10 protein-coding genes and 1 tRNA gene are annotated in these 9,740 nt (G+C 61.6%); 4 read left to right on the top strand and 7 right to left on the bottom strand.

Going from position 1 to position 9,740, the window contains the following annotated elements:
- Positions 1-347 precede the first annotated feature (347 nt).
- Positions 348-1,190 carry an SDR family NAD(P)-dependent oxidoreductase gene (locus VJV58_RS15145; RefSeq protein WP_324138180.1) on the bottom strand — a complete coding sequence of 281 codons (843 nt, stop codon included), beginning with the start codon at positions 1,188-1,190 and terminating at the stop codon, positions 348-350.
- A gap of 878 nt (positions 1,191-2,068) precedes the next feature.
- Here VJV58_RS15145 and VJV58_RS15140 point away from each other — a divergent pair.
- The gene (locus VJV58_RS15140; protein ID WP_324138179.1) at positions 2,069-3,304 is read left to right on the top strand and encodes a GGDEF domain-containing protein; all 1,236 of its coding nucleotides are present in this window, start codon (positions 2,069-2,071) and stop codon (positions 3,302-3,304) included.
- Positions 3,305-3,444: 140 nt separating this feature from the next.
- Here VJV58_RS15140 and rpoH read toward each other — a convergent pair whose 3' ends face one another.
- Entirely contained in the window at positions 3,445-4,344 is a 900-nt protein-coding gene (rpoH, locus tag VJV58_RS15135) for an RNA polymerase sigma factor RpoH (protein WP_324138178.1), read from the bottom strand.
- 216 nt (positions 4,345-4,560) lie between these two features.
- Positions 4,561-5,604 (bottom strand): RluA family pseudouridine synthase, encoded by a 1,044-nt coding sequence (locus VJV58_RS15130; RefSeq protein ID WP_324138177.1) that lies wholly within the window; start codon positions 5,602-5,604, stop codon positions 4,561-4,563.
- Here VJV58_RS15130 and VJV58_RS15125 point away from each other — a divergent pair.
- Positions 5,603-5,935: a hypothetical protein gene (locus tag VJV58_RS15125; RefSeq protein WP_324138176.1), complete on the top strand. Its 333-nt coding sequence runs from the start codon at positions 5,603-5,605 to the stop codon at positions 5,933-5,935. The genes VJV58_RS15130 and VJV58_RS15125 overlap by 2 nt on opposite strands.
- A 107-nt stretch (positions 5,936-6,042) precedes the next feature.
- A tRNA-Glu gene (locus VJV58_RS15120) sits at positions 6,043-6,117 on the top strand.
- A gap of 70 nt (positions 6,118-6,187) precedes the next feature.
- On the opposite strand, the gene VJV58_RS15115 is transcribed toward VJV58_RS15120, so the two are convergent.
- Entirely contained in the window at positions 6,188-6,622 is a 435-nt protein-coding gene (locus VJV58_RS15115; RefSeq protein ID WP_324138175.1) for a hypothetical protein, read from the bottom strand.
- A 345-nt stretch (positions 6,623-6,967) separates the two neighbouring features.
- Entirely contained in the window at positions 6,968-7,138 is a 171-nt protein-coding gene (locus VJV58_RS15110) for a hypothetical protein (RefSeq protein WP_324138174.1), read from the bottom strand.
- 282 nt (positions 7,139-7,420) lie between these two features.
- Here VJV58_RS15110 and VJV58_RS15105 point away from each other — a divergent pair, with 282 nt between their 5' ends.
- A complete protein-coding gene (locus tag VJV58_RS15105; protein ID WP_324138173.1) occupies positions 7,421-7,612 on the top strand; it encodes a hypothetical protein in 192 nt (63 codons plus the stop codon).
- 65 nt (positions 7,613-7,677) lie between these two features.
- Here the strand turns inward: VJV58_RS15105 and VJV58_RS15100 are convergent, their stop codons facing one another.
- Together VJV58_RS15100 and VJV58_RS15095 are read right to left on the bottom strand one after the other, a co-directional pair.
- Positions 7,678-8,190, bottom strand: a complete 513-nt coding sequence (locus VJV58_RS15100; protein WP_324138172.1) for a hypothetical protein — start codon at positions 8,188-8,190, stop codon at positions 7,678-7,680.
- Between the two features lie 155 nt (positions 8,191-8,345).
- Complete coding sequence (locus tag VJV58_RS15095; RefSeq protein ID WP_324138171.1) at positions 8,346-9,281, bottom strand: DnaJ domain-containing protein; 936 nt, start codon at positions 9,279-9,281, stop codon at positions 8,346-8,348.
- Between the last annotated feature and the right edge of the window lie 459 nt (positions 9,282-9,740).

Raw genomic sequence — 9,740 nt, 5'->3', positions numbered from 1 at the left:
GAGTTCGCTGTTTCCTATCCGTCCCACTTCGTGGTCACTTGGTGGGGTCGAGACGAGCGAAGCTCGCTCTGGGGTGGCGCGAAGCGCCGGGTGGGGGCTTCCCGTTGTCGATCGAGACGTACGCGCCTGTTCACTGCCAACCCCACCCGACTGGCCTTCCGGCAGCCACCCTCCCCACAAGAGTGGGAGGGATAAGAAAGAGGGAGCTTCGTCTTGGCCACAGGAGGGATAAGAAAGAGCGAGCTTCGCTCGCCACAATGGGGAAACGCGGCGCGCCAACTCTATCAGCGTCGTCCCTGCGTTCACAGGGACGACGAGCAGAGACGAGCAGAGACAACTTGCTCACGCTACTTTCCCATCTTCGCCAGCTTCTCGATCCGCCGACCGAGTACGGTCCAGTATGTGCCGGGGCGCAAGCGCTGCACCAGATCCATGAAGCGTGCATCGTTGCCGATCAAAATGCGCGGCTGGTTCTTCTCGATTCCACTGATGATACGCAGCGCGGCGGCGGCCGGCGTGGTCTTGGCAAAGCTGTCGAAACGCTCGATCGATTGGGCGCGCCGCGCATTATCATTGATGCCGCTGCCGGTGCGGGAGTTGCGGGCGATGTTGGTGGCGACGCCGCCCGGATGCACCACCGACAGTCGCACCGGGCTTGCCGCAAATTTTAGCTCATGCCGCAGGCTTTCCGAAAAACCGCGCACGGCGAACTTCGCCGCCGAATATGCGGTCTGGCCGGGCGGCGCGACGATGCCGAAGATGCTCGACAGATTAACGATGTGCGCCTCTTTCTGACGCGAAAGATGCGGCAGGAACGCGCGCGTCGAATGCACCACGCCCCAGAAATTGATGTTCATCAGCCATTCCATCTGCGCCTGGTCGATTTCGGTGAATTGCCCGAGCAGCGCGACGCCGGCGTTGTTGATCACGATATTGAGTCGGGGATGCGCTGCGATCGCAGCTTGTGCGAAGGCCTCGATCTGGCCGGGCTCGGCAACATCGACCCCATGCACGCTGACTTTGCGCGAGCCAGCTTTGGCGATCTCTGCCGCGACCGCCTGCAGCCCCGCCTGGTCGCGATCGGCCAAAGCCAGGTCGCAACCGCGCGCCGCAAGCTCGAGCGCCAGCGCCCGGCCGATGCCACTGGCCGCGCCGGTCACGGCGGCAGCGGCTCCGCGGATAACAGTCATGTGTCAGCTCCATCACGGGCGGAAATGCCTTGCGCCGGAATCCATATACGGCTGACCGGCTTTGGCAATCGAACAGCCGCGCACTTGCGACACTTTCGAGAGCGCTTTCCCAAAGAGGGGAGCGACAAGAAAGTGCGATCGTTATGGAGAGGAGCGAACGTGACGAAGCAGTCTACTGCTCGCGTCGCTCCATCGCTTGGTTCGCGGGGCCCGTCATCGGGCGCGCATCCGGCGCTACCGGCTGGTTCGCAAGGACGATGCTTTGAAAAATAAAAGAGCGGGCTCGAGGCCCGCCGTGCTGAAAAATGTTTGGCTTTAGCCAGTGCCCGGGCAGAGCTGAGCGCTCCACCCGGGCTCGCAGGTTACTTCTTGCCCTTCTTCGACTTCTTGGCCTTCTTCGCCTTTTTCGCCTTCTTCGCTTTCTTAGCCATAGTATCCTCTCAAGGTTTAATGGATGGAAACGCGACACGAGGCATGCTCGGCGGAGGGCCAGCCTCGCAATATCCTCGAACACAATCCCAACAGATTCGCGGCGCGCTGCCCCCACCGTCACGCCGGTGTCATCCCGTTATCCACAGTTGTTATGCTTTCTGCCGTCTTTTCACCGCGGTCCGCGCGGCATCGCCAACAATGCTCGGCGCACTCACGCGTTGCGCGCCTCATCAGGGTTAACGATACGCCAATGCGAGACTGCGCTGCATCGATCCCCGCAGCGCGCGTGCTCTTCATGAATTCAAAACCACGGCATCGATTGCTGCTGCGCGGTGAGAGTCCGTTAAGCGACACGGCTGCACTCTCACACGAAAGAAATAAAGGGCGTCCATGGGCAAGTGCGTCGAGAACCGGGGAGGCAGGGCGATACGCGTCTTGCGGTCGCAATGCTGAGCGTTCCAACGCTATGGACGGTGTTCGTCGTCAATTTTCTCTCGCTGGGCCTAATCTGGACGTACGTCGCGCGCAGCTATCCGAGATTCGACGCGGCGCGGTTCTGGACTGGCTCCGCCTTTGCCGCCGCAGCGGGCGCGGCGACCGCAAGTTTGCGCCTGGCCGATAATGTTTCGCTGCTGCCGCTGCTCGCCGGCGGCACGATGTTGATTTTTGCGGCCTGCCTCGCATTCATGGGCATCAAGCGGTTCTACGACCGGCCAGTAAGTTGGCGCCTCACCGCGCTGATTACCGGCTCGAGCTTCGCCATCCTGAGTTTTTTCATCTTCGTCTATGACAGTATGGAGATGCGGATTCTGGTCTATTCGGTCGCGCAGACGATACCGATGGCCCTGAGCCTGAAGCTGCTGCTCTCCGGCCAAAATGGCCGCGTCAGTCCGGGCGCCCGGCTCGCTGGCCTTGTTTCCATTCTAATCATCGCGCTGTACGCGGTGCGCGCCGGCGGCACGCTGCTTCACATTGGCGATTTCTCGTACGTCAGCTCCAATTCCGCGCAGTCCTTGATCGTGCTGATGCTGATGTTCTTGTCGATGTCCTGGAATTTCGGTTTTCTGTTGATGGCGATGGACCGGTTGCGCAACGAGGTCGCCGATCTCGCGCTGCTCGACGATCTCACCGGCGTGGGCAATCGGCGTCATCTGCTGCAGCGCCTGAGCGAGGAATGCGCGCGGTCGGACCGCAGCGGCGAACCATTCGCACTGCTGGTGATCGATCTCGACGGCTTCAAGGCGGTCAACGACACTCATGGTCACGCCGCGGGCGATGCCTGCCTGCAGCACTTTACGCTGATGGCGCAGACCCGCCTGCGCACCGGCGACATGCTGGCGCGCACCGGCGGCGATGAGTTCTGTGTGGTGCTGCCGTCCTCGCGGTTGCGCGAAGGATCGATGATCGCGCGCCGCATCCTCGATGTGTGCCGGCTGGATGCCGAGGCTTGCGTCGGTAGCGACATCCCGATTTCGCTGTCGATCGGCGTCGCACAATGGACGCCTGAGATCGGCACCTTCCCGGACCGGCTGATGGCTGCCGCCGACCACGCGCTCTATGCAGCCAAGAACAGCGGCAAGAACCGCCACGCGGTTTATGATCCTGCCCCCACCGAAGCATCAATCGCCGCCGAGACGATCCCTGAACAGCGCGCCCGGGTGCTCAATTTCTCATCTCACTGACACAGCCAACCAAGTGCCGGTACGCGGCCAAATCAACCGAGCTTTGGCAAGCGCCGCTCCATGGCGCAGATCGAATGGATAACGCCCACAAAAAAGCCGGCGTTGCCGCCGGCTTTTCTCACTCTTGCTTACGCCGGAAGTCAGTGTGCCGCTTCGAGCGCCGCCTGTTCCTGCCGGGCGATGGTGCCCTTGACGGCCGACTGCACCTTCTCGAAGGCGCGGACCTCGATCTGCCGCACGCGTTCGCGCGACACGCCGAACTCGGCGGCGAGGTCTTCCAGTGTCATCGGTTCTTCGGCCAGGCGCCGCGCTTCGAAAATGCGGCGTTCCCGCGGATTGAGCACGTCCATTGCGCCGTTCAGCGCCTCGCGGCGATGATCGAACTCCTCATGCTCCGCCATGATCGCTTCCTGGTTGGGCGCGGTATCGACCAGCCAGTCCTGCCATTCACCCGCTTCGCCGTCATCGCGGATCGGCGCGTTGAGCGAGGCGTCGCCGCCAAGACGCCGATTCATATCGATCACGTCCTGATCGGTCACCCCGAGACGCTTGGCAATCAGCTTCACCTGGTCAGGGTGCAAATCGCCCTCGTCCAGAGCGGAGATCTTGCTCTTGGCCTTGCGCAGGTTGAAGAACAGCTTCTTCTGGTTCGCGGTGGTGCCCATCTTCACGAGCGACCACGAACGCAGGATGTACTCTTGTATGGACGCCTTGATCCACCACATGGCATAGGTGGCGAGGCGGAAGCCCTTGTCGGGCTCGAACCGCTTCACCGCCTGCATCAGGCCGACGTTGCCCTCCGAGACGACCTCGGAAATGGGCAAGCCGTAGCCGCGATAGCCCATGGCTATTTTGGCCACGAGCCGGAGATGGCTGGTGACAAGGTGATGTGCCGCGTCGCGATCGTCATGCTCGCGCCAGCGTTTGGCGAGCATGTATTCCTGCTGGGGTTCCAGCATCGGAAACTTGCGGATCTCGGCGAGGTATCTCGACAGGCCGGATTCTCCATTGAGAACCGGCAAGGTAGCTGTACGGGCCATTTAGCGCCCTCCAGTGGTTCAGGCCCCCGACAGCGGCGGGCCCGGCAGACGACCGCTTTTGTTAAAGCCAGTCGCGCTGCGATGTTCCGCGTTGGATATTCAACGCAAGTGCAGCATACACCATTTCGATCACTCTTTGGAAGAATAGAGGGGGTCACGTCGGCGTGTGGCAGATATAACCCATTGGCATAACGATAGTTTTCAAACCGACCTGCGTCATAGGGTCGCCCGCAGCGCGTTTTGCAGGAGAGCCAAATCCTCTGGCACAGGCGATTCCCAGTGCAAAATTTCTCCCGTTTTGGGGTGTTCGAACCTAAGGAGGTATGCGTGCAGCGCTTGGCGTCCGAGGGCGGTCAAGGCCTTCTGACTTGCGGGGCCGAGATGGCTGGCCTTCGTCTTGAAGTGGGGACCGTACGTGCCGTCGCCCATCAGCGGATGGCCGATATGAGCGAGATGGACCCTGATCTGGTGCGTGCGCCCGGTCTCGAGCTGGCACTCGAGCAGCGCGGCGACCGGCTTGCCGTCGCGCCCGCCAAAACTCTCCCGCATTTCCCAATGTGTAACCGCCTCACGACCGCTCTCGCGCACCGCCATTTTTTCGCGGGCGTGCGGATGCCGCTCGATCGGCGCGTCGACCGTGCCGCGCTGCCGGTTCGGCACGCCCCAGACGAAGGCCATGTAGCCGCGCCGCATCGGGCCGCTGCGGCCATGGTCGGCAAACTGCGCGGTCAGCGAGTGGTGCGCGCGGTCATTCTTCGCCACCACCATCAGGCCGGTGGTGTCCTTATCAAGCCGATGCACGATGCCGGGACGCTTGACCCCGCCGATCCCGGAAAGACTGGCGCCGCAATGCGCGATCAGCGCGTTGACCAGCGTTCCGGTCTCGTGACCGGCGGCGGGATGGACCACCAGCCCTCTCGGCTTGTCGATCACGATGATGTCGTCGTCCTCATAGACGATATCCAGCTTGATGTCCTCGCCGGCGGGCTCAGCCGGGACCGCCTGCGGGACCTCGATTGTGATCGTATCGCCCGGAGCGACATGATAAGCGGGGTCGCGGACCGGCGCAGCTTTGACGCTGACCTGGCCGGCGAGGATCAGGGCTTTCAGACGCGAGCGGGACAACTCCTGAACTTTCGCGGCCAGCACGCGGTCGAGCCGGACCGAGGCCTCGTCGTCGCCGACGGTGAGCTCCAGTCGGCGGGCGCCGGTCGCTGCGTCTTGTTGCAAAGAAGAGCCAATCCCTGAAGAGTTTCGCATGACCGATATTGTAGTGCCCGAACCGACCCCCGAGCAGGCCGCCTTGTTTGCGCGGGTGCGGCGGATGATGCTGATTGCGGGCCTTACCACCGCGCTGGCGGTAGCGGCCGTCCTGATCGCCATCGGCTACCGTCTTTTCCGCGCCGAGGGAAGCACCGTCACGACCGACGCTACGGTGATGCTGCCGAAAGGCGCGCGGATCGTCTCCACCGCGGTGACGGGTGACCGACTGGTGGTAACACTCGAAATCGGGGGGTTGACCGAAATCCGCACCTTCGAGGCGCATACGCTAAGACCAACGGGCCGGCTGAAATTTGTCAACGAGCCATGATGCCCGATCGGGCCTTGCAACGGCGATCGGCCGACAAGATCATTGCGAACTGAAAGGCGAAAGCCGCCTTGCCGCCGCTGGATTTCAAGGCTATTCCGTCAAGCCACGCTCCCTTCGTCTAGCGGTTAGGACGCGGCCCTCTCAAGGCTGAAACAGGGGTTCGATTCCCCTAGGGAGCGCCAACTCGAAAACAAAACAGGCCGTCAATTGAGACGACCTGTTTCATACAACGGAGTGTCCAGATAGCCGCGGCTAGTAGCACCTCATGACATTGACGGTTTGCTCCGTCCCGTCACGGCCGGGGACCGTGACCGTCTCGGATCCGCAGGTCGACACGTAGGGCCGGTCGGACGGAACGACATTCGGCGGGTACCGATGTGCCCAATCCCAGGGAACATCATACGTATAGGTGTAACGGTAATCGTTCGAGGGCGGTTGTGTCACATCGACCAGCGGCGCGCCATCCGGTCCGTAGAAAAAGCCGCCGACGGCGGGTCCGATAAAGCCTCTGCGGTGGTGTCGGAACGGACGGACAATTGTAGGAGTCGCCGGATGGACCATTGCGCGCGCCGCGGCGACGCTGGCGCCCTGCACGGCTCCCGACCTCGCGGAGGTCTCGCTCGCGGCGAACATCAGCGCCATCGCGCCGAGAGAGGCGATAAACGCGCTGCGCATTGTATTCGTCATGGCCGTACCGATCGTTTGTTGCTTGAGCCGCACTCCCCTCAACGACGCTAGGCCGGGCATTTCGCGCCCGCAAATGCATAATTAATCATTAGTTAAGATGTAATCTTAATGGGGAATCAGGGTTAATTTCGCCGACGCACTACCCGGTCGCCCAGCGAGGGCTGGCGCGCTGCGACCGCGCGGCAAACGCGCGAGAATGCCGCCGCAACACGATTTTCGCTTAGCTCGGCTACGCGGCCAGGGTGATCTTCACGGGTGATCTTCACGCCCGGGACCTTGCCGAGCCTGCCGAGGTCCTTCAGCTCCGGCGGCGTCAGTCTCCGCCCGCGAGGCGCTGCTCTGGACTTACGCTGAATTGCCGTCGGTTTGCTGGTGATCGTGGGCCTGCAGGATGCGGACAAAATCCGCCATGCTCGAGCGGTCCCGGCTATCGCTATATCGACCAGCGGTGTCGGTCTCGTTTGCCCTCTGGGCGCGTCGCCAGAAACGCTGGATGAAGGTTGTCATCTGCTTCATGGGCTTATTCTGCAGGCAAATCAAAACTGGAGCACTGCAGCAACGTCCAAACCGCAAATCGGTGCCAAGCGATTTTGAAAATGTTTGTCGTGAGCGACGTGCGCTTGCGGCTGCGCCCCGGCCAATTCGACCGCCGCTCCCATTTTCTGATGCAGCCGGGCAACAGGCCACAACCCAATCGCGTCAGCGCGCGTTGCTGGTTGCCATTGTGTTCACTTCTGCACAGACCGCCGGCAAGGCTGCGCCTGCAATGGGCCATCCGGGAGATGGGCCGAAAGTATCATGCCAGAGTACCGCGTCTATACGATCGGGCATATGGACCAGTTCATCGCGGTCCGGTCGATCGAGTGCCCTGACGACGCGTCGGCCATACGGCAAGCACGGCAGATGCTGGATCGGCATTCGCTTGAGGTGTGGGAACTTGAGAGATTCATTATTCGTCTCGATCAGCCGCCAACCGAACGCAACACCTAAGCCGCTCCTAACCTCGCATCCTTGTGCTGATGCGGGGAGCGTCCCGCCTTTCCGCCGACATGGCTTTAGGCCGGAATTCGGTGCTCGACCTGGCGACGCGCTTTCGGCGGATCGATAACGACCCCCTCGCAAACGACGCGGCCGTCGATCAGCCTGAATTCGAGTTTGTCGTATGCGCGCGAGCTCTCGCCGGGTGCAACCGGCAGCAGCTCGGCCTGTCCCTGAATTTTGAGCGGTACTTTCCCACTCCCGTGAAGATCGGAACTCCACATCTTGACCCCGGTCTCGTTCCAGCGCCGTCGAATGAGTTTTTCTCTTTCGCCTGGACCACTCGACAGCGTTTCTGACGGTTCGGACTGTTCGGGCGAATTCGCGCAAGTCTGGAGTTGATCCGGCGCGCCGTTGCCGTTCGACCCAGCTCTCGCGGTTTCGGCAACCTCGGGGAGGGCGGGGCTGACGGGGATCTCACTGTTAGCTTCGGGGAGACGGATGCGAGCCCTAAATTTGGCCGCAAATTCGAAAGCGGCCGCAGCAACTTTGCGCAACAACAGGCCTAGTTTCGCCGGGAGCGTGGTCATTTCGAAAAACTCGTTCCTATCGCTCTAACCATACCTCGTTCTCCGGTTCATCGAGAGGTAGCAGCAGCTGATGCCTGCCGAAGCAGCCAGGCTCGCGTCGTCTGATGGTAGCCCGGATACGAGGGATGACGCCCGCGCAAGCATAGGCCTTAGCTTTAGCGCATGGCCGACGTAAAGTAGTCCGCTCGGGATTGTTCCTGCGCGAGCGGGAGCCTTTCGGTGAACGTGATCGCCGGTCGAGCGATGCCCGCCTGATCAAACCGCGTCTTCCTGGAAATGATTGAAAGCGGTTTGGACCGGCTTGCTTTCTTGCCGCCCGGTCCGGTTTGCGACAGGTCGGCGAACGCGTGGTCGAACTTTCGCTGGCGATAGAAGATGATGCTGCGGTCGATGTACGCGGGCAAAAACTTCGGGTCGACTTGCAGGGCCCGGTCCAGATCGGCGATCGCGCCGTTAAGATCGCCGTTGCGATAAGCGGAAAGTCCGCGGGCTCGCAAAACTTTCGCCTCGCGGGTGGCGCGTTCCGCGGCCACGCCGGGATTATCCGCAGGGATGCTCACTGGCTTCGGTCTGGGCATCGGAGGGATGGGCGCGAGTGTCTCGCTGGTGATCACTGCATTCTCAGGTCTGACCACGGGTGCGCTCATCTCGGCTGCAGCCGGCACCGGATCAACCGGTTGCACGGCGGCAAGCTCGGGCGAGGCGAACGTCACGTCCTCGTCGTTTCCCGGAGCTATCGAAGCCGCCGAGATGTGGGCGACCAGCAAATATCCTCCGACCGTCACGACGGAAGCTGCGGCGAGCGCGATCACGCCGGAGGCAAGCTTATAAATGGTGGCCGCGACGGCGTATTTGGATGCGGAAACCTGCTCCAGCCGCGCGAGCTCGAGCAAATGGTCGTAAGTCGCGCGCTCTTCAATGTCGCCAAGGATTTCGTTAGCCCGGACGATCTGACGGAATTTCAGCGCGGCATCCGGATCGTCAGGCCTGAGATCAGGATGGGCGCCTTTGACGGCTTTACGGAATGCAGTCCTCAGACCTTCGGCATCATCGTTTGGCAGAGCCCCGAGCAAATCGTAAAGCGTGTCCATCTTCGCTCTCGCTGCTGGATCCCCGTCTCCGTCCGAAATTCCCGCCGCGAATTACTCTGGAGCACGCCTACAAAACTGGCCTCGACTGCTGTGGATAATGTTGGCCCAGTGCGGCAGAAAAATGACTTGTGGATACTGTCTGGAGTCCGCGGCCTGCAACCGCTTCAACCGCTGCTTGAATGGGCATTGCTCGAAATCGGGACGCCGGTTTGGTGTATCGCGCGCGGTAGTTCGCCCGTTTTAATGCCTCTTCACGCCTCATGGAATGTGCAAGCAGGCTTTCGAGCAAGATTAGCCCAACCCACAATCGGTTGCCGGTTGTGGCGCAACCAAGGCACGATCGGCATGGCCATTTGACACGCGCGCTACGCGATGATGGCTCAATGCTCAGACTCTGTGTGGTGCCTGTGAGCGCTGACCGCTCGCGTCGGTTGGCTCCAATTTGCCGGTGTGCCGACG

The sequence above is a fragment of the Bradyrhizobium sp. genome (assembly GCF_035273305.1).
Taxonomy (GTDB): Bacteria; Pseudomonadota; Alphaproteobacteria; order Rhizobiales; family Xanthobacteraceae; genus Bradyrhizobium.
The sequence above is the reverse complement of the archived record's forward strand: the minus strand, read 5'-3'. Positions and strand labels throughout refer to the sequence as shown.